This is a genomic window from Micropruina sp. (assembly GCF_047606365.1).
In the GTDB taxonomy this organism is placed as follows: Bacteria; Actinomycetota; Actinomycetes; order Propionibacteriales; family Propionibacteriaceae; genus Micropruina.
In genome coordinates this window covers 1-26,724 of record NZ_JASGEN010000110.1, presented here as the reverse complement: position 1 = coordinate 26,724, position 26,724 = coordinate 1, and the positions used below count along the sequence as shown (strand labels likewise).

The window sequence follows — 26,724 nt, the reverse complement described above, 5'->3', positions numbered from 1 at the left end:
GGACGCCTGGCACGCCGCCGTCGTGTCCACCGCCGTCGGGCGAGCCTGGGCCGAGCACGGCCGCCCGGTCTCCGGCGTGCTGGTGCACTCCGCCGTGGACGCGGTTCCTGCGGAGCCCGGACCCGGCACCGTCGGCCGGCTCGTCGCCCTGGGCGACGCCCACGCGGTGACCAACCCCCTGCTCGGACGCGGTGTCACCATCGGAGCGCTCAGCGCCGTCACACTGCGCGACAGCCTGCGCGAGGCAGACGACGTACCTGAGGCCCTCGTCCGCTACCGAACCGGCTATGCCGAACGGGTCGCGGGCTGGGTGGATTCGTCGGTCTGGCTGACCCGGCACCGTGTCGCCGAGCTGCGGGCGCAGACCGCAGGTGAGCCGTACCACGCCGACGACATCCGCTGGGCCATGACCGTCGCCCTGCGCGCCGGAGCTCTGCAGGATCCGGTGCTCGCCCGGGCCTCCACCCTGGTTGGCGGCATGCTGGCCGACGCGGCCGAGGTCTTCGCGAACCCCGAGGTGCGCGACCGCTGCAGCCGCTACCTGGGCGTTCCCGCAACCCCGAGCGGCGTCGCCGTCGAGGCTGGCCCGCACGACGCCGTCCGCTCAGCCCCACCGACTTCCCCGCTCGGGGAGGAACCATCCACCACCCAAGGAGCCCACCATGTCCACCTCGTTCGATGAACGCGCCACCGCTGATCGCACCGCTGATCCCCTGCCGCCGCTGCCACCCGGGTCACTGCGTCTGATCGACCTTCCCCAGCTGACCCGCGACTACCTCGACTCCGTACAGATCAGACTGAACCGGGTCACCGGCAACCTCCTGCCCGGCGACGAGGGGACGTTCTCGGTGCGCGTCACCAACGGCGCGGTGCGCTTGACCAGCTGGACGCTGCATCTGTTCTCCAGCGACGCCGATGTCGCGACCATCAAGGCCGAGCCCGGGCTGGTCATCACCTACCGGCTGACCGGCGACCGGGACACGCCCACCGTCGAGCCCGGGTCGACCCACGATGAGTTGTTCGCCTTCTTCCTGCAGGACACGACGTCCGAGCCCAACAACGTGCTCGAACCCGACGAGGTTCGCGACCTGCGGTTCAGCTACGTCGCCGAGGGCGCCGGTGACGCGGTCTTCACCGCCCATCTGCACGGCACCGTGGACGTCGACTCGCTCTTCCCACGGGGGAACGGCGCGGACGCAACGGGCGACGTCACCGTGCGGCGGCCGCCGTCCACCGGAAACTGACTGCCGGCTCCCGACTGGCGGCGAGTTCGGTAGCGTCGCCGGATGACCTCGCGCATCCGCAACATCGCCGTCGGGCTGGTAGTTCGGGGCGATCGGGTGCTGGCCGAGGAGCATGCGGTGATCCCCGGCCATCACCGGTTCGTCCGCGCCATCGGCGGTGGGATCGAGTTCGGCGAACGCGCGGAGGAAGCGCTACGACGGGAGTTCCGTGAGGAGTTGGGCGTCGAGCTGAGCAGCGTCGAACTACTCGCCGTCACCGAAAACCTGTTCCAGCTTGCCGGCGAACCGGGACACGAGATCGTCCATGTGTTCGCCGTCGGCTGCCCCGAACTGGAGCAACTGCCGTTCGGCGCCGCGCGTCCGGTGCTCGACAACGCCTCCGTTGCCCGGTGGTACCGGCTCAGCGAGCTGGCCGAGGGGAATCCTCCGTTCTACCCGGACGGCGTCACCGCGTTCGCGTTGAGGATGCAGAACCGGGAAGGATGACCCGGAGCCCTGGCGCCGGCCCACGGCGCCCTCCCAACGGCTCGCTATTGGCGCAGTGCCTCATCCACCAGGCCGGACGCCCTCCGCAGCGCAGCCAGCGCGCTTGAGGCCTGTCGCGGGGTGAAGCCTGCCAGGCCACACGCCGGCGTCAGCATCAGCCGGTCGGCCAGTACCGGACCCAGTTCGAGCGGCTGCAGCAGCCGCAGCACCCGTCGGACGAGGTCATCCGGACGCCAGTCGCGCACCGGGCCGGACGTCGGCAGGCAGCCCAGATACAGCTGCAATCCGCCGTCCACGGCCTGTGCCACGGCGTCGATGTCGGCGATCAGATCCTGATCAACGGACGCGGCGGCGAAGCCGGACGCATCGACCAGCTCGATCGGCAGACCGGGAGCGCAACAATGCAGCACGCTGGACTCAGTGGCCTCCGCGAGAGGGCGGAGCGCCTCGGCGACCTCCGGCGGGTGCACGGACCGGTGCCGGAAGTACCCGCCCTCGGTCGGCACCGCGCCGCTCAACACCGCAGGCAGCGACGGCTCGTCGATCTGCAGCACCAGCGTCGCCGACGGCAATCGCCTGCTGACCTGGGCCACCAGCTCCCCGACCCCGTCGGCCAGCGACTGGGCCAGGTCACGACGTGCGGCACGGTCGCCCAGAACCCGTCCGCCGAGCGGCAGGAACAGCGACGAGGCCAGCGTCCACGGGCCCACCACTTGCAGCTTCACCGTGCCGGCGTAGTCGTGGGCGTCCTCCTCGAACCTGTCCAGATCGTCGCGCAGGGTGGCCTGGGCACGCCGCTGGTCGATCCCGGGGTGGTCGCTGAGCCGCCACTCCCCCGCAACCAGCTCGGCCGGCAGTTCGGTCAGGACGGCGGTGCCGCGTCCGATCATGCCCGCCCACGGGCCGCGTCCGGGCAGCTCCGGCAGGTGCGGGATGCCGCCGTCGGCGCCCAGGGTGTCCATCACCAGCCGGACGGCGGCGGGATAGTCCGTGCCGGGCAGCGACCCGACACCGGTGAAGCCGACCATCGGTCAGCGCCCGGTCGAGGCGATGGTGGCCGAGCCGACGACTCGGTCGCCGTCATAGCAGACCACGGCCTGGCCAGGGGCGATGCCGTGTGCAGGGGCGTCCAGGGCCACCGTGATGCCGTCCGGGCGACCGTCGATGGTGGCCGGCAGCGGCTCGCCGTGCGCCCGGACCTGCACCAGTCCGCGCCACGGGCCGTAGACCGGCTGCTCGGCCCAGCTGGGCCGGATGCCGTCGATCACGCTGACCGCCAGTGCCTCGTGCGGACCGACCACCACCCGGTTGCCGGCCGGCTCGATGCCGAGCACATAACGGGGTCGGCCATCCGCAGCCGGGACGCCCAGGTGCAGCCCGCGGCGCTGGCCGACGGTGAACTGATGGCTACCGGTGTGCGCGCCGACCACCTCGCCGGCACTGTCCACGAACTCACCATCGCTGGCACCCAGGTGCCGATTCAGGAAACCGGCGGTGTCGCCGGAGGGAATGAAGCAGATGTCATGGCTGTCCGGCTTCTTGGCCAGATACAGGCCACGTGCCGCAGCCTCGGCGCGGACGTCGGCCTTCGCCGTGTCATGACCGAGCGGGAACAGGCAGCGGCTCAGCTGACGCTGATCGAGCACGCCCAGCACGTAGCTCTGGTCCTTGGCGGCCTCCGCGGAACGCCACAGCTGGGTATGGCCGTCCGCCTCCCGCAGCACCGCGTAATGGCCGGTGGCGATGGCGTCGAAGCCTAAGGCGATGCCCCGCTCCAGAACAGCGGCGAATTTGATCTTCTCGTTGCAACGCAAGCACGGGTTCGGGGTGCGGCCCGCGGCGTACTCGGCCAGGAAGTCGTCCACCACGTCGGCGGCGAAGCGGTCCGAGAAGTCCCACACGTAGAAGGGGATGCCCAGCACGTCGGCGGCCCGCCGGGCGTCGTGGGAGTCCTCCAGCGAGCAGCAACCACGAGCCCCGGAACGGTAGGTCTGCGGGTTCTTCGACAGGGCCAGATGGACGCCGGTCACGTCGTGTCCGGCGTCGACCATTCGCGCGGCCGCGACCGCGGAGTCAACGCCACCGGACATGGCTGCCAAAACACGCACCGGAGCATTCTACAAAGCCGTACGACGCACTCTGGACCACGGGGCCGCGAGCCAGTCGAGTCCCCGGTCAGACGTCGCCAGAAGCCGCGCCGGTCGGTGGCCATCCCGACCCGTGGAGTCCCGACTCTTCGCGCCCGCTCAACCCCGGCGCAGCGTCCGCCACCCGACTGATCAGAAAGACTGAACCGATGATCGGTGGTGGACACGCCCGACACAAGCGATGATGGCCCCATGGTGGTTCGTGTCCTGGCCGCGCTCAGTGTGTCGATGTGTCTGCTCGTGACGGGCTGCACCGGCGACAAACCGGTGGACCAGAGCACTCCCTCCGCCGGCCCGGTGACATCGAACCCCGGCGTTCCCAGCACCAAGCCCCCGGGCACGCTCGGCGCCTTCTGTGCCGCCTATCAGAAGCTGGAAGAGGTCGAAGCATCGGCCGACAACGACGAACCAGGCTCCAAGGCCGCGCTTCGCGCCGCCCTCGACAAGATCGTCGGCATCGGCCCCCCGGAGGATCTGCCGCGCGCTGCCCGCATCGGACTGGCCACTCAGTTGGAAACCGACTACGCCTCGGTCGGCGTCAAATTCGATCGTTCGACCATCGAAATCGGCGACGGTGGAACCCCTGATCCCGCGGTTGATTTGGCCGACTACATAAATCGCCACTGCCCACCTCGGACGTGACCTACTGACGGTCCTCATCGCCCCTCCCTCGCGATCCCGGACTTGAGCCGGGATCTCTCCCGCCCGAGATCCCGGGGCGGAGCCCGGGATGACGTGAATGATCAGCGCCTCCTTTAGCCCTCCATCGTCATCCCGGACCTGATCCGGGATCTCTCCCGCCGGAGGGCCCGGAATGACGTGAAGGATCAGCACTTCCCCAACCGGGGTAGATTCCCTTGTGTACGACGGAATGCGCCGTGCAGCTCAATAACGAGGTCTGCGATGGGTGAGATGGTCGTGGTGGCGGGAGCCACCGGTTATGTCGGCCGGCATGCGGTGCTGGCCCTCGACGCAGCCGGCTACCGGGTGCGGGCATTGGTCCGATCGCGCGAGCGCGCGGAGGCGCCCGGTGCGTTCGACGCGCCGAGCCTTCGAGGACACGTCGCCGACTGGTGCATCGTCAACTACGCAGAGCCCTCGACACTGACCGATGTCTGCCAGGACGCGGCACGTGTCGTCTCCGCGCTCGGCGTCACCCGGCAGAAGGCGAGCCCATGGGACATCGACTTCCTGGGCAATCTGCGGCTGCTGGAGGACGCCGAACGCCACAGCGTTGCGTCGTTCTTGTACGTGAATGTGCTGCATTCCGACTACGGCACGTCACTCACCATGCGCGCCAAGCACGCGTTCTCCCAGGTGCTGCGGCGCAGTGAAGTTGCCGGGCAGATCGTCAATCCGTCGGGGTATTTCTCCGACCTGACCGATTTCCTGCTGCTGGCCAGGAAGGGGATCGGCTTCACCGTCGGCGCCGGCGAATCGAAGGTCAACCCGATCCATGGTGCCGACCTGGCCGATTTCATCGTCGAGAAGATGGCCGGACCGGCCGGCAGTTGGGACGTCGGTGGCCCGGACATCTTCAGCTATCGCGAGATGGAAGAACTCGCCTTCGAGATCGCCGGACGCCCACCGCGACTGATTCGCCTCGGTCCCGGCGCCACCGCTTCGCTGGGATGGATCGCGGACCGAACCTCGCCCCGGGTCGGCAACCTGGCCCGCTTCTTCCTCGAATCATTGGGCGTCGATGCCGTCGGTACCCCGATCGGCGCGCGGCGGCTCGAGCCGTATCTGCGATCAGTACCCGATCAGCGGTGAACCACCAAGGCACACCCCGCGCCGTCAGATGCGACCAACCAGTAGGGATGCGCTCATCAAGCCCTCGATCGTCATCCCGGACCTGATCCGGGATCTCTCCCACCGGAGATCCCGGATCGGAGCCCGGGATGACGTGGAGTGATCAGCGCTTCCTCAGCGAATCCCTGATCATCGCTGGTCGAGCTTGTCGAGGCCTCTCCGGCAGCGGGTTTCGACAAGCTCAACCGGCGGTGGTGGCGTTGACCGGCGTGTCCTCAGGCGAACGCCGTCCGTGCTCGCTCCACCGCTTCCGGCAACACTGCGAGCACCTTCTCGATCGCGGCGGCGTCGGTGGAGCGACCGAGCGAGAACCGCAGCGACGCGGACGCCTCGTCCGGCGTCCGGCCCATGGCGAGCAGCACCTCGCTGGGTTGATGGACGCCCGCGGTGCAGGCCGAGCCGGTTGAGCAGTCGATGCCGGCCGCGTCGAGGATGAGCAGCAGGTCATCGGCGCGGCAACCGGCGAAGGTGATGTTCAGGATGGCCGGGCTGACCGGTTCCGCCCCGTTCACCCGGACGTCCTCAACAGCCGCCGCCACTCCTGCGGCCAGCCGCTCCCGGAGCGCGCGAAGCCGCGACGATTCAACCTCCAGATCGGCCACCGCACAGCGGGCAGCTTCGGCGAAACCCGTTGCCAGCGCGGTCATCGCCGTGCCGGACCGGAGCTTTCGTTCCTGCCCGCCACCGAAGCCGGACGCCGTCAGCGTCAGTTCCCGGCGAACCACCAGCGCCCCGATGCCGACCGGCCCACCCAGCTTGTGCGCGGTCACCGTCATCGCGTCCACCCCGAGTGCGGCGAAATCCAGCGGTAGATGACCGAATGCCTGCACCGCGTCGGTGTGCAGCCAGGCACCGGCCTCGCGGGCATGCGCAGCCACGGCGTCGAGGGACTGCACCACCCCGGTCTCGTTGTTCACCAGCATCGTCGACACCAGCGCGGTCTCCGCGCTGATCACCACCTCAGACCCCGGCCGCACCAAGCCGTCGGCATCCAGCGGCAGCACATCCACCCGTCCGGGCAACCGCTCCACGACACCTGCGACCGAGGGATGCTCTCCCCCGCCGATCACCAGCCGTGGCCGCTCCCGACGGGCACCGACGGCACCGAGCAGCACCAGGTTGTTGGTCTCGGTCCCACCCGAGGTGAAGACCACCTCGGTCGGCAGACAGCCCAGGGAAGCAGCCAGCGACTCCCGGCTCTCCTCCAACAGACGACGCGCCCGGCGTCCCGCGGAATGCAACGACGACGGATTGCCGGGAAGCTCCCAGACCGCCTCCATCGCGGCCCGCGCCGACGGCAACAACGGGGCCCCCGCGGCATGGTCGAGATAGACCCGATCAGTCATCCGCAACCCTCCCGCTTCGCCCGGACCGGCCCGTCGATACTTGCGTCGTCAGCTACTTGCGGCACTATATGAGCCGATACTCCACGCTGGGGGTGCTTTGGCTCGCCCGCGTCCGGCGCATCAGTTCCATACCCGATCCGAAGGCAGCCTATGTCCGAGCCCGTGCCCAGCGCACCGGCCACCACCGTTCCCCTCGGGGCACATCCGCGCGACGACGGCACGGAGTTCGCCCTCTGGGCGCCACGTGCCGAGCGCGTCGAGTTGGCGCTGGTCGATGCCGATGAGCATCAGACCAACGTGGACCTCACGCTCAACCCCGATGAAGGCATCTGGAGCGGTTTCGTTCCGGGTATCGGCGCCGGGCAACGCTACGGATATCGGGTGCACGGCGAGTGGAACCCCGAGGACGGACGCCGGTTCAACCCGGCGAAGCTGCTGCTCGACCCCTACGCCCGCGCCATCACCGGCTACGTGGACTACCGCGGGCCGATCAGCGACCACACCACCGAATCGAACTTCGAGAGCGACACCACCGACTCGTTCGGCGCCGTGCCGCTCAGCGTGGTGGTGGCCGACAGCCCGCCGCCCACGCCGCTGGCGAAGCCGCTCCCGCTCGACGAGATGGTCATCTACGAGACCCATCTGAAGGGCTACACCCAGCGGCATCCCGAGGTCCCCGAGGGTCTGCGCGGCACCTACGCCGGTTTCGCCGACGACGCCGTCATCGCCCACCTGGTCGAGACCGGCATCAACGCCGTCGAGTTCCTGCCGCTGCAGCACTTCGTCTCCGAACCGTTCATCGTCGGACGCGGCCTGGTCAACTACTGGGGCTACAACACTCTCGGCTTCTTCGCGCCGCACGCGCCGTACACCAGCGCCACCGCCGGCACCCTGGGCGGCCAGGTGACCGAGTTCAAGCACATGGTCAGCAAGCTGCACGAAGCGGGCATCGCGGTCATCCTCGACGTGGTCTACAACCACACCGGCGAGGGCGGTCACGACGGCCCGACACTGTCCTTCCGAGGCATCGATCACGGCGGCTACTACCGGCTGACCAGCGACAACCGCAACGACTACGACGTCACCGGCTGCGGCAACGCGGTCGACACCTCGAACCCGCGAGTACTGCAACTGGTGCTCGACTCGTTGCGCTACTGGGCCACCGACATGGGCGTGGACGGCTTCCGTTTCGACCTGTGCACCACGCTCATCCGCGACGACCAGCACCACGTCCGCCAGGACCATCCGTTCAAGCAGCTGATCGCCTCCGACGAGTTGCTGGCCGGCAAGGTGATGATCGCCGAACCCTGGGATCTGGGTCCGTACGGCTACCAGGTCGGACGCTGGGGCCAGGGCTGGTCGGAATGGAACGACCACTTCCGCGGCTTCACCCGCGACTTCTGGCGCGGCGCCACGCACGGCGTCCAGGAGCTGGCCACCCGGCTGTCGGGGTCGTCAGACACCTTTGACCATGCCGGGCGCCCGGCGTCCAGCTCGATCAACTTCGTCACCGCCCACGACGGCTTCACGCTGCGCGACGTGGTCACCTACGACCTGAAGCACAACGAGGCCAACGCCGAACGTAACCGCGACGGCACCGACGACAACCGGTCCTGGAACCATGGCTACGAGGGTGAGACCGAGGATGAGTCGGTGAGCGCCGCCCGGCAGCGCAGCGCCCGCAACATGATGGCGATGCTGCTGCTGTCGGCCGGGGTGCCGATGATCACCGCGGGCGACGAGATGGGCCGCACCCAGCAGGGCAACAACAACGCCTACTGTCAGGACTCACCGGTCTCGTGGGTCGACTGGCACACCGCCGAGGAGTGGGCCGAGCAGACCGAACTCACCCGCAAGCTGCTCAAGCTGCGTGCCGAGCACCCGGTGTTGCGCAACCCGAACTTCCGCACCCACAGCGAGATCCACGACAGCGACGGCGTCGGCCTGGGCCGCTCCGAGGTGGCCTGGTTCTCCGAACACGGCACCGAGATGACCATCGACAACTGGCACGAGGCCGGACGTCGCACCCTCGGCCAGTACATCTCCGACCTCGACGAGGCGTTCCTGATCTTCGTGCACGGCGGCGACGCCCCGATCGAGTTCACCCTGCCGGGTCAACCCTGGTCGGTGGGGTGGACGATCGCGGCCCACACCGGGCTGGATTCGGAGTTGCCGCATCGTCCGCTGGGGGTGGGCGCCACGATCACCGTGCCCGCGCACACCGTGGTGGTGTTGCACGGACAGGTGCTCAACCACCCGCAGGCGGTGGCAGCCTCGCCGGTCAGCCCGGCCGTCCCGCACCTGCTGGCCGCCGAGGATTCCGAGGCCGAGGAGGGCGTCGAGCCGGTGATCGGTGAGGAACCCGCCTCCGATACGGACGAGACACCCGCCGACAAGGTCTGAGCGCACCCGTCGTCCGGGGAGCTTCGTCACCCCGGATGTTGTGTCATCCCGGGCTTGCTCCGGGATCTCCTCTCGGTGGAATGCCGATCGGAAGGAGATCCCGGCGTGCGCCGGGATGACGAACCCCTGCCGGGATGACGAACCTGCCGGGGATGACGGGGCCTGCCGGGATGACGATCGTCCGTCACCGTCATCCCGGGCTCGACCCGGGATCTCGGCCTCACGCTGCACCTATGAGCCCGCTGTGCCCGATAGTTCCGGAGTCCGGATTATTACCGTCCGGGGTGCTCCACCTTGGGGGTGTCAGCCGGTAGGTTGACCCGCGTGAGCGAACTGACGAACGCGGGCGACGCCGCCCCCATCGAAGTTGACCTTTCCCCCACCATGACCGGCCCCTTCGGCTTCGGTCGGATCCCCGTAGCCAAGGTGTGGCCGGTGATCGAGGGCGGCGCCTACGCCGCCAAGGCTTCCGTCGGCGAACTGATCCCGATCCGCGCCAAGGTGTTCCGCGAGGGCCACGACGCGGTGAACGCGTCGGTGATCCTGACCAGCCCCACCGGGGTGGAAACCCGCGTCGACATGACCCCCACCGAGCCCGCCGGTCTGGACGGCTGGGAGGCCTGGGTGCGTCCCGACGCCGAGGGCGCCTGGACGTTCCGCGTCGAGGGCTGGTCGGACCCGTGGGGCACCTGGCATCACAACGCCGAGGCCAAGCTGGCCGCCGGCATCGACCTCGAACTGGTCTGCCTGGAGGGCAAAGACCTGCTGGAGCGCACCGCCGCGCTGGCCGATGAGGCCGGCGACCCGGTCGAGGCGTCCATCCTGCGGGCGACCGCGCAGCTGCTGATTCCGCAGCGCAAGGCGTCCGATCTGCTCGAGGTGGCCAACGGCGCCGGGCTGGCCGAGGCGATGGTCAAGTACGGCCCGCGCGAATTGGTCTCGCCGACCGCCGACTTCCCGCTCTGGGTCGACCGCAAGCGGGCCCTGTTCTCGTCCTGGTACGAGTTTTTCCCGCGCTCCCAGGGCGCGACCTACGACGAGGCCACCGACACCTGGACCTCGGGCACCTTCGACTCCTCGCACGAGCGTCTCGAGGCCGCCGCGGCGATGGGCTTCGACGTCATCTACCTGCCGCCCATCCATCCGATCGGCAGTGCGTTCAAGAAGGGCAAGAACAACACCCTGGACGCCACCGAGAAGGACCCCGGCTCGCCGTGGGCGATCGGCAGCCCGGCCGGCGGACACGACGCCATCCATCCCGATCTGGGCGACTGGGAGTCGTTCGACCGGTTCGTCGCCAAGGCCCAGGAGCTCGGCGTCGAGGTGGCGCTCGACTTTGCGCTGCAGGCCAGCCCCGATCACCCGTGGGTGACCGAGCATCCCGAGTGGTTCACCACCCGGATCGACGGCACCATCGCCTACGCCGAGAACCCGCCGAAGAAGTACCAGGACATCTACCCGATCAACTTCGACAACGATCCGGCCGGGATCTACAACGAGGTGCTGCGGCTGTTCAAGCTGTGGATGAGCCACGGCATCCGGATCTTCCGGATCGACAACCCGCACACCAAGCCGGTCGAGTTCTGGGGCTGGATCCTCACCCAGCTGCGTAAGACCGATCCCGATGTGCTGTTCCTGGCCGAGGCCTTCACCAAGCCCGAGATGATGCACGCCCTGGGCAAGGTCGGCTACCACCAGTCGTACACCTACTTCACCTGGCGGACGACCAAGTGGGAGCTTGAGGAGTACCTGACCGAGCTGTCCGGCGAGATGTCGCCGTTCTACCGACCGAACTTCTTCGTGAACACCCCCGACATCAACCCGTTCCACCTGCAGTCGGGCAATCCGGCGATGTTCGCCATCAGGGCGATCCTGGCCGCCACGCTGTCGCCGACCTGGGGCGTCTACTCGGGCTTCGAACTGTTCGAGCACGAGGCGGTGGCTCCGGGACGCGAGGAGTACCTGGACTCGGAGAAGTACGAGTTCCGGCCGCGCGACTACAACGCACAACCCAACCTCAACCTGCTGATGGGCACGCTGAACTCGATCCGGCACGCTCACCCGGCGCTGCAGCAACTGCGGCAGATCCACTTCCACCACGCTCCGCACGACGCCGTGATGGCCTACTCCAAGCGCGACGGCGACGATGTGGTGATCGTCATCTGCAGCCTGGATCCGGACAACACCGTCGAGTCCGATGTCTACCTGGACATGGAGGCGCTCGGGCTGCCGGGCGCGGAGTCGGTGGATCTCAAGGACGAGCTGACCGGCGCCACGTTCAGCTGGGGCGAGCGCAACTACGTGAAGCTCAGTCCCGGAACGCCGGCCCATGTGCTGCACGTTCAGAGTGCCTTCTGAGGCGTGCTGACACACGCCGAAAGCTGTTGCCCGGGACTCTTTCCTGACAGGATGACACGGTGACCGAACAGCCGCTCGCAGCCTGGTGGGAGGTGATTTCGGGGGCCCGCTGGTTCGCCGGCAAGGGTCTCTCGGCGATGCTCGCCGAGCTGACCCCGCTGCCCTGGCTGACCCCGATCGGGCAGCTTCCCGCCGTCCGCCCCGAGATCGCCACCGTCCGATACGCCGGTGGTGCCGACGAGCGGTACCTGCTGCTGGTCGGCTACACGAACGAGCCCGAGGGTGCGGTCGTGGGCAGCGTGACCGAGCCCGGACTGGGTGCCGTCCAGGTGGTTCAGGCGTCCGCGGACGGGGCGTGCATGCGCGCCCTGCTCCGGGCGCTCACCGATCCGGCGCATCCGGCGATGGAGTGGCTCGACGCGAGCGCCATCGACCCCGAGGCGCCCAGCCGGGTCTGGCGCGGCGACCAGAGCAACACCACGATCTGCCTGGCTGACGACCGGTTGTTCAAGCTGTTCCGCAAGCTGGAGGCGGGTCGCAACCTGGACGTCGAGGTGCTGGCCGCGCTGAGCGGCTCGGGGGTCACCCCCGCGCTCTACGGCACTCTGGTCGGCGAGCTTCCCGGCGGGGGGCAGGCCGACCTGGGCATGTTCGTGGAACGCATCCAGGACGTCCGGGACGGCTGGGAGTGGGCCTGCGAGATGTGTGCCGACGAGCGCGACATCGCGCCCGAGGCGTCCGACCTGGGCCGGGCGCTGGCCCGGGTGCACACGCGGCTCGCGGACGCCTTCGGCACCTCGGCGGCCTCCGGCGCCGAGCTGGCCTCGGCGATGGTGAGCCGGCTGGACGCCGCCGTCGCCCAGGTGCCTGCGCTGGCCGAGGTCCGGGACCAGACAGAGGCCGTCCTCCGTGCTCTCGACGGTGCCGAGCTGGCCACCCAACGCGTCCACGGCGACTTCCACCTCGGCCAGGTGCTGCGCGGCTCCGACAGCTGGACGATCATCGATTTCGAGGGCGAGCCCCTCAAGCCGCTGGCCGAACGCCGCCGTCCCGACAGTGTCTGGCGCGACGTCGCCGGCATGCTGCGCTCCTTCGACTATGTGCGGGGAGCCCACCCAGATCCCACCTCGAGCCGGGCCGGTGCCTGGTCTCGATCAGCTCGTCGGGCGTTCCTCGACGGGTACTGCAGCAGTGCTGCACCGGAGCCGTCCGTGCTCCACGCCTATGAGCTTGACAAGGCGATTTATGAGGTGGTGTACGAAACACGCAATAGGCCCGAATGGGTTCACATACCGCTCGGTGCGGTCCATGATGTCGCGGGACGGACGGCGTAGCCCGCCCTGCACAACCAGGAGGAGAACTGATGGCACACGATCCAAACGGTGGCTTGGCCGGCTGGGATCTCGAAGGGTTCCACAGCGGTGGCGACACCGAGGTGTGGCGCCGGCTCGGAGCTCACCCGGTCACCTTGCACGACGATGAGCGGGGCGAGATCCACGGCACCCGCTTCGCGGTGTGGGCACCCAACGCCCAGGCCGTCCGGCTCAACGCCGATTTCAACTGGTGGACCGGTGATCAGATGCATCTGGTGCCCGGCTCGGGCGTCTGGGCGCTGTTCGTCGAGGGTGTCGGCGACGGGGTGCTGTACAAGTACAACATCCTGGGCGGCGACGGCGTCTGGCGCGAGAAGGTCGACCCGATGGCTTTCTTCGCCGAGCAGGCGCCGGCGAACTCGTCCATCGTCTACACCAGCCAGTACGAATGGGCCGACGACGAGTGGATGGCCAAGCGTGCTGCCACCCGCCCGCACGAAGCGCCGATGTCGATCTACGAGGTGCACCTCGGCTCGTGGCGCAAGGGCAAGAGCTACCTCGAACTGGCCGAGGAGCTGGTCGAGTACGTCACCTGGCAGGGCTTCACCCACGTCGAGTTCCTGCCGGTCACCGAGCACCCGTTCGAGCCGTCCTGGGGCTACCAGGTGACCAACTACTTCGCACCCCAGTCGCGGCTGGGCCGTCCGGACGAGTTCCGGCACCTGGTCGACAAGCTGCACCAGGCCGGCATCGGCGTCATCCTGGACTGGGTGCCCGGCCACTTCCCCAAGGACGAATGGGCGCTCGGCCGGTTCGACGGCACCGCGCTGTACGAGCACGCCGACCCGCGCCAGGGCGAGCACATGGACTGGGGCACCTACATCTTCAACTACGGTCGCAACGAGGTGAAGAGCTTCCTGGTCTCGAACGCCCTGTACTGGGTGACCGAGATGCACATCGACGCCCTGCGGGTCGACGCCGTGGCGTCCATGCTCTACCTCGACTACTCGCGCAAGGACGGCGAGTGGGTGCCGAACCAGTTCGGCGGGAACGAGAACCTGGAGGCGATCGACTTCCTGCGTTACGTCAACAAGCACCTGTACGAGCGGGTGCCGGGCGTGTGCATGATCGCGGAGGAGTCCACCTCGTTCGGTGGCGTCACCAAGCCGGTCGATCAGGGCGGCCTGGGCTTCGGCTTCAAGTGGAACATGGGCTGGATGAACGACTCGCTGCGCTACCTGGCGCTCGAGCCGGTCTACCGGCAGTACCACCACCACGAGATGACCTTCGCGATGGTCTACCAGTACTCGGAGAACTTCGTGCTGCCGATCAGCCACGACGAGGTGGTGCACGGCAAGGGGTCGATGATCAACAAGATCCCGCAGGACTCCTGGCGCCAGTTCGCCACCCTGCGAGCGTTCTACTCGTTCATGTGGGCCTTCCCCGGCAAGCAGCTGCTGTTCATGGGCTGCGAGTTCGGCCAGCGCACCGAGTTCAACGAGGCGACGTCGCTGGAATGGTGGGTCTCCGACCTGTGGGGCCATCACGGCCTGCAGCGCCTGATCAAGGACCTCAACGACCTGTACACGAAGCATCCCGCCTTGTGGAAGCTGGATTGCGATCCGGCCGGGTTCCAGTGGATCAACGCCGACGACGCCAGCGCCAACACCTTCAGCTGGGTGCGTTCCGACGGTGACGGCGAGCACATCGCGGTGATGGTCAACTTCTCCTCCGAGCCGTGGCACGACTACAAGATCGGGCTGCCGAAGGCCGGTGTCTGGAAGGAGATCCTGAACTCCGACGCCGGCATCTACGACGGTTCCGATTCGCACGGCAACTTCGGCCAGGTCGAGGCGCACGAAGAGGAGTTCAACGGCTTCGAAGCGGCCGCGACGGTCACCGTGCCGCCGCTGGGCGCGGTGTTCTTCCGGCACGAGGGTTGAGCACGGACGACGACGAGTTCCAGGTCCAGCTCCGGGTCGCCGACGATGTCGGCGTCCTGGAGTGGTCCGGACGCGCCTCGCAAGAGACCGTCGACCGCGCGGTCAGCCTGGCCGCCGACGACGGTCTGATCGCGCGGGGTTTGCGGCGGATCGAGGTCTCGTTGCCGGCCGGCGATCGGGTCGGACGGCGTGCGCTGCAGCGGGCCGGGTTCCGGCTGGAAGGCACCCGACGCGAGGCGCTGCTGCTGCCGGACGGCACCCTCAGCGACGTGGTGATCTACGCCCGGCTGGCCAGCGACCTGGTCTACGGTCCGGGCGGGTTCACCGGCGTGATGAACTCGGTGCTGCCCCGCAAGCGGCTGATCGCGCACGCCCTGATCACCGACCCTTGGGACCGGGTCTGCCTGATGGAGACCACCTTCAAGCCGGACTGGGAACTGCCCGGCGGCATTGTGAACATGCTCGAGTCACCGTGGGAGGGCGCCGTCCGGGAGATCGCCGAGGAGATGTCGCTCGACCACGCTGTGGGTCGGGTGCTGGTGATCGACTGGCTCGGTCCGTATCTGGGCTGGGAGGACGCCGTCGAACTGATCTTCGACGGCGGCACCCTCACCCAGGAGCAGATCGACGCGATCGTCCCCGACCCGGGTGAGATACGCGCCGTGCACTGGCTGCCGCCCGACAAGGCCGCCGACAAGATGGCCCCGTTCGCCCGGGGCCGGATGCTCGCCGCCGTCTCCTGCCGGGTCAGTGGCGGCACCCAATATCTGGAGCGCGGACTCCCCCGCCGCGACTGACCGTTCCACTGTCGTCCCGGCGCAGGTCACTCGTCTCCAGGCGAAAATTCCATTCGTCATCCCGGCGAACGCCGGGATCTCGACCCCCAGGATTGGTTGTCGCGAGATCCCGGATCAAGTCCGGGATGACGAAGGCGCGAACGCCCCAGCCCTCAGAACAGGGCGCTCATCAGGTCCCGGCGGGCCTTCAGCACGGCTGGGTCGGCGGGGCCGACGATCTCGAACAGCTCCAGCAGTCGCACCCGGACTGCGTCGCGATCGGCACCGGCAGTCTCACGGATCAGCGCGATCAGCCGGTCGAATGCCTGGTCGGGGCGTCCGGAGAGCACCTCCAGGTCGGCGGCGGCCAGCTGGGCGTCCACCGAGTCCGGCTCGGACGTCGCGCGCGCCAGCACCGAGGCCGGGTCGATGCCGGCGGAGCGGGCCAGCAGCGCCACCTGGGCGCGTCCGATCTTGGCCTCGGGGTCGTTCGGGGTCTGGGCAAGGATCTTGTCGTACTCGGCGAGTGCGACCTCGAAGTCGCCACGCTCCAAGGCGGCGTCCGCTTCGGCGAACCGGGGGTCGGCCTCGTCGGTCTCCCCCGCGCCGCCGGCGACCGGCTCGGCGCGTCCGACCAAGCCGTTGGAGGCGGCGACCTGCAGCAGTTGGGCGATCACCGTCTCCGCCTCGGCCTTCGAGCGGGTGCCCTGGAACAGCGGAGCCAACTGGCCGGCGATCACACCGATCACAGTGGGGACGGCCTGAATGCCCAGCGCCTGCGCGATGGCCGCGGACGCGTCCACGTTGACCCGGGCCAGCAGGTAGGCACCGGCGGCCGCGTTGGCCAGCGCGATCAGATCGTCGGAGAGTGCCTGCGCATTGGCGCGCGGCGAGTAGAGCTCAACCACCAGCGGATGCCGGGTGGACAGCTGCATCACCGATTCGAAGTTGCTCTCGTCGACGTCGAGGACGAACGAGGCGCCCGGGGGTACCGGCGGGGCCTTCGCGGCGGCGGCGATCCCGGACAGGTCCATGGCACGGGAGGTGAACTTCGGCAGGGTCATGGGTTCATTGTGTCAAAGTTGGCGGGTGGCTCAGGCACCGCTCATCGCGATCATCCAGCATCAGGACGAGTGCCCGCTGGGCCGGCTCAGCGGCTGGCTCACCGACGCCGGTGCCGAACTGAGGTTCGTCCGCGCGGATCGGGGCGCCGCACTGCCCGACCCGAAGGCCATCGACGGCCTGATCGTGCTCGGTGGCGTGATGGGCGCGACCGACGACGCCGTGGCCCCATGGCTGCCGGCGGTGCGTCAGCTGATCGCGGACGCCGCCGCGTCCCAGGTGCCGACGTTGGGCATCTGTCTCGGTCACCAGCTGGCCGCGGTCGCCCTCGGCGGCCGGGTGCTGCGCAACCCAAACGGAAAGCAACGCGGCCTGTTGCCGATCGGCTTCACCGCCGACGCCGACGCCGACCCGCTGTTCGGTACGGCAGCGGACGCCGTGCGCGGCGTGCATTCCAACAACGACGTGGTCGTGGCACTTCCCGACGGCGCGGTTGTTCTGGCGCGGGCGCCCGGCGGCGAGGTCCAGGCTGCCCGATTCGCCCCGACCATCTGGGGCGTCCAATGGCACCCCGAGGTGGACGAGCAGATCTTCACCACCTGGTGCACTCTCGACCCGCCGTCCGATGAGGCCGACGCGCAACGGCTGATCACCGAGGTCGCCGCAGCGCACACCGAACTCGAAGCCGCCTGGCGTCCGCTGGCCTCCCGCTTCGCCGGGCTCTGCGCCACCCCGAACCCCTGATACCCGCTCCCGTGGTACGCGGGGACGGTTCTTTTCGTTCCGCTCGGACAAGCGTGCGACAGACGAAACCGGTACGGAGGGACGGTTCTTTTCGTTCCATCTGGCACGAAAAGAACCGTCCCTCCGTGCCACCCGGCGTCGCAGAGGTCCCGGGGCGAGCCCGGGATGACAGTTCACCGGACTGTCCTACGAACGAAACCGGTGTGGGGGGCTCGCCGTGCCGGGCCCACGTTGGCATGATGGCGCCTATGGTTCATGAACGCGCCGGGCAGGTCGCACTGCCCGAAGACCTCGTCGACGTCGACGCAATGATCGCTGCCTACTACGACCTGGTACCGGATCCCGAGAACATCGACCAGAGGGTGGTCTTCGGCACCTCGGGGCATCGCGGCTCCAGCCTCAAGACCTCCTTCAACGACCTGCACATCGCGGCCACCACCCAAGCCATCGTGGAGTACCGCGCGTCGCAGGGCGTGGACGGCCCCCTGTTCATCGGCAAGGACACCCACGGCCTGTCGCTGCCGGCGTGGAAGACCGCGCTGGAGGTGCTGGTCGCCAACGGTGTGGACGTCCGCGCCGAGAACGAAGAGGACTACACCCCCACCCCCGCGGTGTCCCGGGCGATCATCGTCTACAACCGTGACAATGAGGGCCCCCGGGCCGACGGCATCGTGGTCACCCCGTCGCACAACCCGCCCACCGACGGCGGCTTCAAGTACAACCCGCCGCACGGCGGGCCGGCCGACACCGATGCCACCTCCGTCATCGCGGCCCGCGCCAACGAACTGATGGCCGCACCGGACGGCATTAAGCGGGACCGTCCCTACGACGCGATCGCCGACGGCATCGTGCGGCACGACTACCGCACCGCCTACTGCGAGGATCTGAAGAACGCCATCGACCTGGACGCCATCCGGGACGCCGGCCTGAAGATCGGCGCACACCCGCTGGGCGGCGCCGCCGTCCAGTACTGGCAGTACATCGCCGACAACCTCAACATCGGCCTCGAAGTGATCGACGCCACCGTCGACCCGGCCTGGCCGTTCATGACGCTGGACTGGGACGGCAAGATCCGGATGGACTGCTCCAGCCCGTACGCGATGGCGTCGCTGATCGCCAACAAGGACAAGTACGACATCTCGACCGGCAACGACGCGGACTCCGACCGGCACGGCATCGTCACCCCCGACCACGGGCTGATGAACCCGAACCACTTCCTGGCCGTGGCGATCTGGTACCTGTACACGCATCGTCCCGGGTGGAAGCCGGACGCGGGCGTCGGCAAGACCCTGGTCAGCTCGTCCTTCATCGACAAGGTGGCCGCCGATCTGGGCCGCACCCTGGTCGAGGTGCCGGTCGGCTTCAAGTGGTTCGTGCCCGGCTTGATGACCGGCGACATCGGCTTCGGCGGCGAGGAGTCGGCGGGGGCGTCGTTCCTGACCCTGGACGGCCAGACCTGGACCACCGACAAGGACGGCATCCTGCTGTGCCTGCTGGCCTCCGAGATCCGCGCGGTGACCGGCAAGTCGCCGTCCCAGATCTACGCCGAGATGGAAGAGAAGTACGGCAAGAGCGCCTATGCGCGGGTGGATGCCCCGGCCAACCGGGAGCAGAAAGCCAAGCTGGGCAAGCTGTCGCCGGACGACGTCACCGCCACCGAACTGGCCGGCGAACCGATCGTCGACAAGCTGACCAAGGCGCCCGGCAACGGCGCAGCGATCGGCGGCCTCAAGGTGACCACCGAGCACGCCTGGTTCGCCGCCCGTCCGTCCGGCACCGAGGACGTCTACAAGATCTACGCCGAGTCCCTGAAGGGCCCCGAGCACCTCGCTCAGGTCCAGGCGGAGGCCCGCGAGGTCGTCAACGCCGCCCTCGGCTGATCCGCCGCTGATCAAGCAGACGCGCCCCGAGCATTCGCTCGGGGCGCGTCGTCGTCAGGCCAGTTGAAAGTAGGTGCATACGTCATCCCGGCTGCCGGGATCTCCGCGTCGATCCGGGCACTCAGCGATGGAGGCTCCGGGCCATCGAGGCCCCGGGCGTCCGGGGATCGCGAAGGCCCGCGCTACCCTCCGTCGGCGACATCGGACTGGACGCGTCCGGTCAGTCCGGCCCGGATCACCACCCGCTGGAACAGGTGCAGCCGGGCGTCCGGGTTGCCGACGAAGCGAATCTCACGCAGGCCCTGGTCCTGGGCCGCGTTCTCGAAGACGAAATCGGCGTAGCCGAAGAGTTGCCCCCAGAACGGACGCTGCATCGAGATGTCCAGCACCCGGGCCAGCGGCATCGAGGCGCACCGCTGGTCGAGGACGCCGTGCACCCGATACACCCGCAGATTGGTCACCACGAACCGGTCCATGTATTCCACATGCATCCGCCAGAAGCCGAGCAGCCCGAGCACCAGACCGACGCCCATCGCCGCCCACCAGAAATGCCCCAGCAGCGGCATCGATGCCAGACTCGCCATGCCGAGCAGCACCCAGATTCCCGGCCAGAGCCGGGTCACCCAATGCCGATGGATCTCGTCGAGGATGTATTCACCCTCTTCGGTGATCAGCCGATCGTCGACGTGCGGGTCGAGGAAGCGCGACCAGCCCAGCTTCAGCTCGGACGGCGACGGCGCGGCCGGCAGCGACATCGACGGCTCACTTGGCCAGTTCGGTGAAGAACTTGCCCAAGGCGTCGAACATGCCGAAGACGCCCTTCACCGCGGAGGCGGCTTCCGCCGGCCGGGTGTACAGGTAGAACAGGCAAAAGCCGACGATGAGCACCAGCACGATGGTCTTGACCCACTTGCTCATTGATGCCTCCCCCAGGTCGGCCCACAGATAGTCACCATGTCATTCTCCGCGCGAACCGACGGCTGAGCTCCCCGCCACGCCGTATTCCGGCACCGGTTTGCCGAACCCTCAACAACGGCTCGAGGGCTGTGCCACGCTGATTGCATGAGTACGGATCTCTTCCTCTGCATCGATCACGTCGGCCTCGCGGTTCCTGACCTCGATGAGGCCATCCGCTTCCATACAGAAGTGATGGGGTGGCGCGTCCTGCACCGCGAGGAGAACCAGGAGCAGGGCGTCGCCGAGGCCATGATCGGCACCGGCGAACAGGGCCCCGAGAACGCCCAGATCCAGTTGCTGGCGCCGCTCAACGAGAACTCCACGATCGCCAAGTTCATCGGACGCAACGGTCCCGGCCTGCAGCAGCTCGCCTATCGCGTCGCCGACCTCGACGCGGTCAGCGCGACCCTGCGCGAGCGGGGCGTCCGGCTGCTCTATCCGGAGGCCAAGCGCGGCACCCACGGCTCGCGGATCAACTTCTGCCACCCCAAGGACACCGGCGGCGTGCTGCTCGAATTGGTGGAACCACCCAAGGGGTGAGTGTCCCGGCCTCAGTCGAGGCAACAGTGAGTAGCATTCGGAGGGTACACCCCTACGAAAGGACCCTCGGGTGAGCCAACAGCCAGAGGAGACCGTCGGCCTCGATCTCTTCGATGAGACCGCCAGCGCCGCCGGCAGCTTTCCACACGCGATGCGCGGCTACGAGCGGCAGGCGGTCGACGCCTACGTTCGCGACATTGAGCGACAACTGAGTTCCGCCAAGCGCAAGGTCCGCTCGCTGCAGCAGCGGCTCTCCGTCCAGGCCACGGAGACTGACTACTCCCGGCTCGGCTCACACATCGGCGGCGTTCTGAACGGCTCCGACCACCAGGCCAAAGAGATCGTGCAGAACGCTCAGGCCGAGGCGGAACAGATCCGCGACGACGCCCGGCGCGAGGCCGAGCGTCGGATCCTGGACGCCGACAGGCAGGCCGATGAGGCGCGGGTCCGTGGTGTCGACGCCCTGCGCGCGCTGCGGGAACAGCTGTCCGGGCAGACCGAGGCAGAACTCGCCGCGGCTCAGGAGCAGGCACGGATCCTGCGGGAGGCTGCCGAGAACCATCGGGCGCTCGTGCTGGCCGATGCGGACCGCAACGCCGCGGCGCTGCGCGAGCAGGCTGCGATGGAGGCCGACCAGATCCGCCAGGCCGCCGAGCGTGAGGTCGCAGAGATCCGCGCCGCGCTCGCCAAGGAGCAGTCCGAGACCCTCGAGGCGATGCAGCAGCACCAGGCCGAGGTCACCAGGGCGCTGATCGAGCTGTCCGAGCGGGCGCGTCAGCAGTCCGACGATTTCGGTGCGCAGATGGCTCGCGATGCCTCTCTCGCCGACGAGCGCCGGCAGAAGGCGATGGCCCAAGCCGATCAGATCCTTGTGGCGGCGAATGAAGAAGCATCCGTCGCACTGGCTCAGGCCCACACACGGGCCCGCGCGGTGGTGGATGAAGCCGGTGTGGCCGAATCGGTCAAGGTGGAGCAGTTGCGCCACGAGATCGCTGGCCTGGAGCAGCGCAAGAAGGCACTCGTCGACGCGTTCGAACAGGTGTCGGCACTCGCCAGTTCGGGTGTTGCCGGCTTCCGCGGTGACCAGCGGGCCGAACCGACGACGTCCGTGGCCGACGACGCTGAAACCGCGGTGCTGGACCTCGATGAGGGCCCTGCCACCGCGATCGAGCCCGCCATCGAGGCGGACGATGACGCCACGCGAGTACAACCCGCAGCCGCCGGCGGCGGGGGTAAACGACGCTAGCCGATGTCCGCGCAGCCGGACGAGGGAGACCAGCCTTCACAGTCCGCTAAGTCGCAGCCCACTCCGCCCGCGGAGGCGGTGACCCCGCGACCGACGCCGGCCCCTGCCGGCGCCCGTGGCTGGTTGCACCGCATCCGCCGGGCCACCCAGCCGACACCGGCCGACCTGGATGCCGATGCCGTCACGGCGGGGCCGCGCAGTGATGTCAGCCTGGCTCGCCGTAGCCCGTTCGCGATCGGCTTCTTCGTCACCCTCGGCGCGCTCACCGCGGGCGGGCTGGTGTTCGGCCTGTACCGGATCGCGTCGGTGGTGCTGATGGTCATGCTGGCTCTCTACCTGGCCCTGGGACTCAATCCGCTGGTCGACCGGCTCTCGTCGCGCGGTCTGCGGCGCGGCATCTCGGTGCTGTTGGTGGCGTTGTCCGGACTCGGCATCCTGGCGTTGGCGATCTGGGCGATCCTGCCGGTGGCCGCCGAGCAGATCAACCGGTTGCTGCTCAACGCGCCGTCCCTGCTGCAGGAATTGCGGGCCAACTCGCAGATCGCGGCCTGGGACGCCCAGTACGACATCATCAACCGGGTCAGCACCTTCCTCACCTCGGGCGAACTGCTGAGCACCCTGTTCGGCGGCCTGTGGGGCGCCGGGCAGGCCGTCGTCGGCATGGTGCTGAGCACGATGGTGACGGTGGTGCTGACGGTCTACCTGCTGGCCTCGATGCCGTCGTTCAAAGAGGCCATCTACGAGCTCGCGCCGGCCTCCCGACGGCCCCGGGTGCGGTATCTGGCCAACGAGATGTTCAGCCGGATCGGTGGCTACGTGACCGGGCTGTTCATCGTGATCATGTGTTCGACCACGGTCGCCTACCTGTTCCTCAACGTGGTCGGTCTGGGCCAGTACGCGCTGGCGCTGGCCGTGGTCGTCGCCCTGTGCGCGATCATTCCGCTGATCGGGTCGACCCTGTCGATGGTGATCGTCTCCATCGTGGCGTTCACCTTCTCACCGACCCAGGGCTTCGTCACGCTGGCGTTCCTGCTCACCTACCAGCAGTTCGACAACTACTTCATTCAGCCCCGGGTGTTCCAGCGCTCGGTCAGCGTGCCCGGTCCGCTGGTGATCCTGGCCGCGCTGGCCGGCGGCGTCCTGTACGGCCTGCTCGGCGCGCTGCTGGCGATCCCGTCGATGGCGGCGGCGATGCTGCTCTACCGCGAGGTGCTGATTCCGGCGCTCAATCGGCGCTGATCAGAACAGTCGGTCTTCTGCGTTGTCGAGGCCGCGCAGCAGGTCGTAGTCGACGCTGACGCAGGTGATCCCCCGGGTGCCGGCCAGCGTCTTGGCCTGCGGCTTGATCAGCTGGGCGGCGAACACGCCACGCACCGGGGCCAGCAGCGGGTCGGCGTTCATCAGGGTCAGGTAGCGGGTCAGCTGCTCGACCCCGTCGATCTCGCCGCGGCGCTTCACCTCGACGGCCACATAGCCGCCGTCGGCGTCCCGGAACAGCAGGTCGACCGGTCCGATCGGGGTCAGGTACTCGCGCTGCACCAGGTTCCAGCCGTGTCCGAACGTCTCCGGGTGCTCGGCCAGCAGGGCCTGCAGGTGGGCCTCGACGCCGTCCTTGACCAGGCCCGGGTCGACGCCGAGTTCGTGGGACGAGTCGTGCAGCACTTCGGCGATCGAGATGACCAGCGTGTCGGCGTCCTTGTTGCGGATCTCCCACACCTCGGTGAAGTCGGAATCCTCGGGGGTGGTGACGGTCAGCGTGCAGGGCGGGTTCATCCAGTTCAGCGGCTTGTAGGCGCGGTCGTCGGCATGGATCGAGACCGAGCCGTCCGCCTTGGAAAGGATCAGCCGGGTCGCCAGCGGCAGATGCGCCGTCAGGCGTCCGGCGTAGTCGACCTGGCAACGGGCAACGAGCAGACGCACCCGGCCACCGTAGCGCCTGGGGCACTACGCTTGCCCTCGTGCCCAAACGACCCAGCAAACACCTGCGCCCGCCGCGTCCGCTGTCGTCGTCGTTCGCCTCGGCGGTCGACAAGGTGGACGGCCGCTGGATGACCCAGACGATGTCGGGTCAGGCCGCCGTGAAGCAGTACCGCTGCCCCGGTTGCGAGCAGTTCATCGCGGTCGGGACGCCGCATGTGGTGGTCTGGCCGCACGTTCCGAGCGTGGGCGCCAACCGGGCCGTCGACGAGCGCCGGCATTGGCACAACTCCTGCTGGAACCGGAGGCGTTGATGGCCCTGTTCAGTCAACTGGTCGGCGACGGACGGCCCGACGTGGTGTTCCTGCACGGATTGTTCGGACGCGGCAAGAACTGGTCGGGCATCGCCCGGTCGCTGGCCGAGCACGAGCATGCCAGCGTGCTGTTCGATCTCCCCGACCACGGCCGTTCGCACTGGACCGAGAGCTTCGACTACGAGCGCATGGCCGACGAGGTGGCCGACGAACTGCGGCTGCGGATGGGCACAGCTGCCTCGGTGTCTCTGGTCGGACATTCCATGGGCGGCAAGGTGGCGATGCTGCTGGCCCTGCGGCACCCCGAGCTGGTCCGCCGGCTGGTCGTGGTGGACATCGCCCCGGACATCTCCGACCAGCTGCGCACCTCGGTGCCGCTGGTGAAGGCAATGCGCGAGCTCGATCTGGATTCACTGACCAGTCGTGGTGAGGCTGAACGACGGCTCGCCACCGACGTCGACGATCCAGCTGTGCGGCAGTTCCTGCTGCAGAACCTCAAACGCACTCGGACGGCCGAGAACCGCAACGGATGGCAGTGGGAACTCAACCTCGGCCTGCTCGGCGACCACCTGGACGACGTCGCGTCCTGGCCCGAGGTCGGCGACGCCGGCTACGACGGCCCGGTGCTCTGGGTCGCCGGCGCAGATTCCCTCTACATCAGGCCCGAGCACTACGAGCCGATGCGCCGCCTCTTCCCCCGGGTCCAACTGGTCCGGATTCCCGGCGCCGGCCACTGGGTGCATGCGGACGCCCCCGCCGAACTCACCGCCACGCTGCTCCCCTTCCTGGCCGACTAGCCGCCACCGCTCTCCGCGGTTCGAGTCGGGGATAGACAGAAATCGGCGTCCGGACTCCTGGGAGTCCGGACGCCGATTGCTGCGTCGGTCGGTCAGACCCGGGCGGCGGCGATCCTCAGCAACTCGAGGTAGCCGTCGACCTGCCAGGCGGAGCGGCCGACGAACAGGCCGTTGACGCCCTTGACCTGCAGGGTCTCCTCGGCGTTGCCCTGGTTCACCGAGCCGCCGTAGAGGATGCACTCGACCGTCTCGCCGTACTCGGCATCGAGAGCCGCGAAGACGCCCTCGATATCCTCCGGACGCGCCTCGCGGCCGTGCTCGCCGATCGCCCAGATGGGCTCGTAGGCGATCAGCACCCGGCTGACGTCGTCGACGCCGTCCAGGCCCGCGGCGACCTGCGCCATGATGTGATCGACGCTGCCGCCGGCCTCGAAGACCTCGCCCGGCTCGCCGCAGCACAGCAACGGACGCAGGCCGTGGTTGAGGCTGGCCTTCACCTTCAGGTTGACGGTGCGATCGGTCTCGGCGAAGAACTCTCGCCGCTCGGAATGACCGATCTCGACCAGGGTCGCACCGGCGTCCGCGGCCTGGGGAACCGAGATCTCCCCCGTCCACGCCCCGGCGTCGGCCCAGTGCGCGTTCTGGATGCCCAGCTCGACCGGCGAGTCGGAACCCAGGATCACGCGCACCGTGGTCAGCGCCGTCGCCGGCGGAATGATGAACGGCTGGACACCAGTCGGTGCGCCGTCGGCCAGAGCCGCGGCGAGCCGGGTCGCATAGTCGCTGGCTTCAGCCAGCGTCTTGTTCATCTTCCAACTGGTGCCCACCCACAACATCAGTCGCCCTCGTAGCTGCAGATCGCGTCCACCTTGGGCGCCGAGGCCGACGACGGATCGAAGGTGTAGTTGAAGAACTCCTTCGCCAGCCGGCGAGCGAGCTCGATGCCGATCACCCGGGCGCCCAGGCAGAGCACCTGACCGTTGTTGGACAGCACCAGGCGCTCCACCGAGAAGCTGTCGTGCGCGGTGCTGGCCCGGATGCCCTTGACCTTGTTGGCCGCGATCGCGACACCCATGCCGGTGCCGCAGACCAGGATCGCCCGGTCGGCCTCGCCGTCGGCGACCAGACGGGCCACGCCGACCGCGGTGTGCGGGTAGGCGGTCTGATCCTCGGTGTTGCCGACCCCGAGGTCGATCACCTTTTCGATCCGCGGATCGGCCTCCAGATCGGCCTTGATCTTGTTCTTGTACTCAACGCCGGCGTTGTCCGCGCCGACGGCTACTACGAAGCCCATCGTGTCCCTTTCGTCGTTCCTGCTCCGGGGCCGGGGTGGCCCCGAACTCTCATTCTTCATGCTGTACCAAAGCTCCCGCCGCGGCTACCCAGGCATCCACCGTGCGGAGCCCGGCACGAGCAAAGTCGGTCGGCGTCCAGTCCCG

Annotated in this window: 25 protein-coding genes and 1 pseudogene; 17 read left to right on the top strand and 9 right to left on the bottom strand. The window is 68.4% G+C overall.

What is annotated here, in order from left to right; translation table 11 throughout:
- The 3 genes and pseudogenes from QM624_RS13160 to QM624_RS13150 form a co-directional block, all read left to right on the top strand.
- A pseudogene (locus QM624_RS13160) lies at positions 1-682 on the top strand (hypothetical protein); the annotation flags it as partial.
- Positions 663-1,244, top strand: a complete 582-nt coding sequence (locus QM624_RS13155) for a hypothetical protein (protein ID WP_415092526.1) — start codon at positions 663-665, stop codon at positions 1,242-1,244. The pseudogene QM624_RS13160 and the gene QM624_RS13155, both read left to right, overlap by 20 nt.
- A 42-nt stretch (positions 1,245-1,286) precedes the next feature.
- Entirely contained in the window at positions 1,287-1,730 is a 444-nt protein-coding gene (locus QM624_RS13150) for an NUDIX hydrolase (protein WP_415092524.1), read from the top strand.
- Between the two features lie 44 nt (positions 1,731-1,774).
- Here the strand turns inward: QM624_RS13150 and QM624_RS13145 are convergent, their stop codons facing one another.
- Both QM624_RS13145 and mnmA read right to left on the bottom strand, forming a co-directional pair.
- Entirely contained in the window at positions 1,775-2,758 is a 984-nt protein-coding gene (locus QM624_RS13145; RefSeq protein ID WP_415092522.1) for a methionine synthase, read from the bottom strand.
- Positions 2,759-2,761: 3 nt separating this feature from the next.
- Positions 2,762-3,838 (bottom strand): tRNA 2-thiouridine(34) synthase MnmA, encoded by a 1,077-nt coding sequence (gene mnmA / locus QM624_RS13140; protein WP_415092520.1) that lies wholly within the window; start codon positions 3,836-3,838, stop codon positions 2,762-2,764.
- Between the two features lie 198 nt (positions 3,839-4,036).
- Between mnmA and QM624_RS13135 the strand changes: the two genes are divergently transcribed.
- Positions 4,037-4,519 carry a hypothetical protein gene (locus QM624_RS13135; protein WP_415092518.1) on the top strand — a complete coding sequence of 161 codons (483 nt, stop codon included), beginning with the start codon at positions 4,037-4,039 and terminating at the stop codon, positions 4,517-4,519.
- A gap of 261 nt (positions 4,520-4,780) precedes the next feature.
- Positions 4,781-5,650, top strand: a complete 870-nt coding sequence (locus tag QM624_RS13130) for an SDR family oxidoreductase (protein WP_415092516.1) — start codon at positions 4,781-4,783, stop codon at positions 5,648-5,650.
- Between the two features lie 254 nt (positions 5,651-5,904).
- Here the strand turns inward: QM624_RS13130 and QM624_RS13125 are convergent, their stop codons facing one another.
- On the bottom strand, positions 5,905-7,035 hold the full coding sequence (locus tag QM624_RS13125) for a cysteine desulfurase family protein (protein ID WP_415092514.1): 1,131 nt from the start codon (positions 7,033-7,035) through the stop codon (positions 5,905-5,907).
- Positions 7,036-7,185: 150 nt separating this feature from the next.
- Here QM624_RS13125 and glgX point away from each other — a divergent pair, with 150 nt between their 5' ends.
- The 5 genes from glgX to QM624_RS13100 all read left to right on the top strand — a co-directional run bounded on the left by glgX (position 7,186) and on the right by QM624_RS13100 (position 15,849).
- A complete protein-coding gene (glgX, locus tag QM624_RS13120; RefSeq protein WP_415092512.1) occupies positions 7,186-9,438 on the top strand; it encodes a glycogen debranching protein GlgX in 2,253 nt (750 codons plus the stop codon).
- A 384-nt stretch (positions 9,439-9,822) separates the two neighbouring features.
- Positions 9,823-11,796, top strand: a complete 1,974-nt coding sequence (locus QM624_RS13115; protein ID WP_415092528.1) for an alpha-1,4-glucan--maltose-1-phosphate maltosyltransferase — start codon at positions 9,823-9,825, stop codon at positions 11,794-11,796.
- A gap of 59 nt (positions 11,797-11,855) precedes the next feature.
- Positions 11,856-13,130, top strand: a complete 1,275-nt coding sequence (locus tag QM624_RS13110) for a phosphotransferase (RefSeq protein ID WP_415092510.1) — start codon at positions 11,856-11,858, stop codon at positions 13,128-13,130.
- Between the two features lie 29 nt (positions 13,131-13,159).
- Complete coding sequence (glgB, locus tag QM624_RS13105; RefSeq protein WP_415092508.1) at positions 13,160-15,052, top strand: 1,4-alpha-glucan branching protein GlgB; 1,893 nt, start codon at positions 13,160-13,162, stop codon at positions 15,050-15,052.
- Complete coding sequence (locus tag QM624_RS13100; protein WP_415092506.1) at positions 15,049-15,849, top strand: NUDIX hydrolase; 801 nt, start codon at positions 15,049-15,051, stop codon at positions 15,847-15,849. The genes glgB and QM624_RS13100 overlap by 4 nt, the downstream gene beginning before the upstream one ends.
- A gap of 152 nt (positions 15,850-16,001) precedes the next feature.
- Here the strand turns inward: QM624_RS13100 and QM624_RS13095 are convergent, their stop codons facing one another.
- On the bottom strand, positions 16,002-16,892 hold the full coding sequence (locus QM624_RS13095) for a co-chaperone YbbN (protein WP_415092504.1): 891 nt from the start codon (positions 16,890-16,892) through the stop codon (positions 16,002-16,004).
- A 25-nt stretch (positions 16,893-16,917) separates the two neighbouring features.
- Here QM624_RS13095 and QM624_RS13090 point away from each other — a divergent pair, with 25 nt between their 5' ends.
- Together QM624_RS13090 and pgm are read left to right on the top strand one after the other, a co-directional pair.
- On the top strand, positions 16,918-17,634 hold the full coding sequence (locus QM624_RS13090; protein ID WP_415092502.1) for a type 1 glutamine amidotransferase: 717 nt from the start codon (positions 16,918-16,920) through the stop codon (positions 17,632-17,634).
- Positions 17,635-17,882: 248 nt separating this feature from the next.
- A complete protein-coding gene (gene pgm / locus QM624_RS13085; protein ID WP_415092500.1) occupies positions 17,883-19,514 on the top strand; it encodes a phosphoglucomutase (alpha-D-glucose-1,6-bisphosphate-dependent) in 1,632 nt (543 codons plus the stop codon).
- Between the two features lie 182 nt (positions 19,515-19,696).
- Here pgm and QM624_RS13080 read toward each other — a convergent pair whose 3' ends face one another.
- On the bottom strand, positions 19,697-20,269 hold the full coding sequence (locus QM624_RS13080; RefSeq protein ID WP_415092498.1) for a PH domain-containing protein: 573 nt from the start codon (positions 20,267-20,269) through the stop codon (positions 19,697-19,699).
- 7 nt (positions 20,270-20,276) lie between these two features.
- Positions 20,277-20,432, bottom strand: coding sequence for a hypothetical protein (locus QM624_RS13075; RefSeq protein ID WP_415092496.1), 156 nt, complete (start codon positions 20,430-20,432; stop codon positions 20,277-20,279).
- A 144-nt stretch (positions 20,433-20,576) separates the two neighbouring features.
- Between QM624_RS13075 and mce the strand changes: the two genes are divergently transcribed.
- The 3 genes from mce (at position 20,577) to QM624_RS13060 (ending at position 23,496) form a co-directional block, all read left to right on the top strand.
- Positions 20,577-21,011: a methylmalonyl-CoA epimerase gene (gene mce / locus QM624_RS13070; RefSeq protein ID WP_415092494.1), complete on the top strand. Its 435-nt coding sequence runs from the start codon at positions 20,577-20,579 to the stop codon at positions 21,009-21,011.
- Positions 21,012-21,081: 70 nt separating this feature from the next.
- Complete coding sequence (locus QM624_RS13065) at positions 21,082-22,257, top strand: DivIVA domain-containing protein (RefSeq protein ID WP_415092492.1); 1,176 nt, start codon at positions 21,082-21,084, stop codon at positions 22,255-22,257.
- Between the two features lie 78 nt (positions 22,258-22,335).
- The gene (locus QM624_RS13060; protein ID WP_415092490.1) at positions 22,336-23,496 is read left to right on the top strand and encodes an AI-2E family transporter; all 1,161 of its coding nucleotides are present in this window, start codon (positions 22,336-22,338) and stop codon (positions 23,494-23,496) included.
- Here QM624_RS13060 and nucS read toward each other — a convergent pair whose 3' ends face one another.
- Complete coding sequence (gene nucS, locus QM624_RS13055) at positions 23,497-24,177, bottom strand: endonuclease NucS (RefSeq protein WP_415092488.1); 681 nt, start codon at positions 24,175-24,177, stop codon at positions 23,497-23,499.
- Positions 24,178-24,215: 38 nt separating this feature from the next.
- Here nucS and QM624_RS13050 point away from each other — a divergent pair, with 38 nt between their 5' ends.
- Together QM624_RS13050 and QM624_RS13045 are read left to right on the top strand one after the other, a co-directional pair.
- Positions 24,216-24,488, top strand: a complete 273-nt coding sequence (locus tag QM624_RS13050; RefSeq protein ID WP_415092486.1) for a hypothetical protein — start codon at positions 24,216-24,218, stop codon at positions 24,486-24,488.
- Positions 24,488-25,285 (top strand): alpha/beta fold hydrolase, encoded by a 798-nt coding sequence (locus tag QM624_RS13045; protein ID WP_415092484.1) that lies wholly within the window; start codon positions 24,488-24,490, stop codon positions 25,283-25,285. The genes QM624_RS13050 and QM624_RS13045 overlap by 1 nt, the downstream gene beginning before the upstream one ends.
- 92 nt (positions 25,286-25,377) lie before the next feature.
- Here QM624_RS13045 and QM624_RS13040 read toward each other — a convergent pair whose 3' ends face one another.
- Both QM624_RS13040 and QM624_RS13035 read right to left on the bottom strand, forming a co-directional pair.
- The gene (locus tag QM624_RS13040) at positions 25,378-26,121 is read right to left on the bottom strand and encodes a triose-phosphate isomerase (protein ID WP_415092482.1); all 744 of its coding nucleotides are present in this window, start codon (positions 26,119-26,121) and stop codon (positions 25,378-25,380) included.
- Positions 26,121-26,579: a ribose-5-phosphate isomerase gene (locus QM624_RS13035; protein ID WP_415092480.1), complete on the bottom strand. Its 459-nt coding sequence runs from the start codon at positions 26,577-26,579 to the stop codon at positions 26,121-26,123. The genes QM624_RS13040 and QM624_RS13035 overlap by 1 nt, the downstream gene beginning before the upstream one ends.
- Positions 26,580-26,724 lie beyond the last annotated feature (145 nt).

Excerpts from the sequence above, each read along its gene's own strand:
- mce (WP_415092494.1), top strand. The coding sequence starts at position 20,577 with ATGAGTACGGATCTCTTCCTCTGCATCGATCACGTCGGCCTCGCGGTT.
- pgm (WP_415092500.1), top strand. The coding sequence starts at position 17,883 with ATGGTTCATGAACGCGCCGGGCAGGTCGCACTGCCCGAAGACCTCGTC.
- QM624_RS13040 (WP_415092482.1), bottom strand. The coding sequence starts at position 26,121 with ATGTTGTGGGTGGGCACCAGTTGGAAGATGAACAAGACGCTGGCTGAA.
- QM624_RS13035 (WP_415092480.1), bottom strand. The coding sequence starts at position 26,579 with ATGGGCTTCGTAGTAGCCGTCGGCGCGGACAACGCCGGCGTTGAGTAC.
- QM624_RS13115 (WP_415092528.1), top strand. The coding sequence starts at position 9,823 with ATGACCGGCCCCTTCGGCTTCGGTCGGATCCCCGTAGCCAAGGTGTGG.
- QM624_RS13130 (WP_415092516.1), top strand. The coding sequence starts at position 4,781 with ATGGGTGAGATGGTCGTGGTGGCGGGAGCCACCGGTTATGTCGGCCGG.
- QM624_RS13075 (WP_415092496.1), bottom strand. The coding sequence starts at position 20,432 with ATGAGCAAGTGGGTCAAGACCATCGTGCTGGTGCTCATCGTCGGCTTT.
- QM624_RS13150 (WP_415092524.1), top strand. The coding sequence starts at position 1,287 with ATGACCTCGCGCATCCGCAACATCGCCGTCGGGCTGGTAGTTCGGGGC.
- QM624_RS13155 (WP_415092526.1), top strand. The coding sequence starts at position 663 with ATGTCCACCTCGTTCGATGAACGCGCCACCGCTGATCGCACCGCTGAT.
- glgX (WP_415092512.1), top strand. The coding sequence starts at position 7,186 with ATGTCCGAGCCCGTGCCCAGCGCACCGGCCACCACCGTTCCCCTCGGG.
- glgB (WP_415092508.1), top strand. The coding sequence starts at position 13,160 with ATGGCACACGATCCAAACGGTGGCTTGGCCGGCTGGGATCTCGAAGGG.
- QM624_RS13095 (WP_415092504.1), bottom strand. The coding sequence starts at position 16,892 with ATGACCCTGCCGAAGTTCACCTCCCGTGCCATGGACCTGTCCGGGATC.
- QM624_RS13080 (WP_415092498.1), bottom strand. The coding sequence starts at position 20,269 with ATGTCGCTGCCGGCCGCGCCGTCGCCGTCCGAGCTGAAGCTGGGCTGG.
- QM624_RS13145 (WP_415092522.1), bottom strand. The coding sequence starts at position 2,758 with ATGGTCGGCTTCACCGGTGTCGGGTCGCTGCCCGGCACGGACTATCCC.
- QM624_RS13125 (WP_415092514.1), bottom strand. The coding sequence starts at position 7,035 with ATGACTGATCGGGTCTATCTCGACCATGCCGCGGGGGCCCCGTTGTTG.
- QM624_RS13045 (WP_415092484.1), top strand. The coding sequence starts at position 24,488 with ATGGCCCTGTTCAGTCAACTGGTCGGCGACGGACGGCCCGACGTGGTG.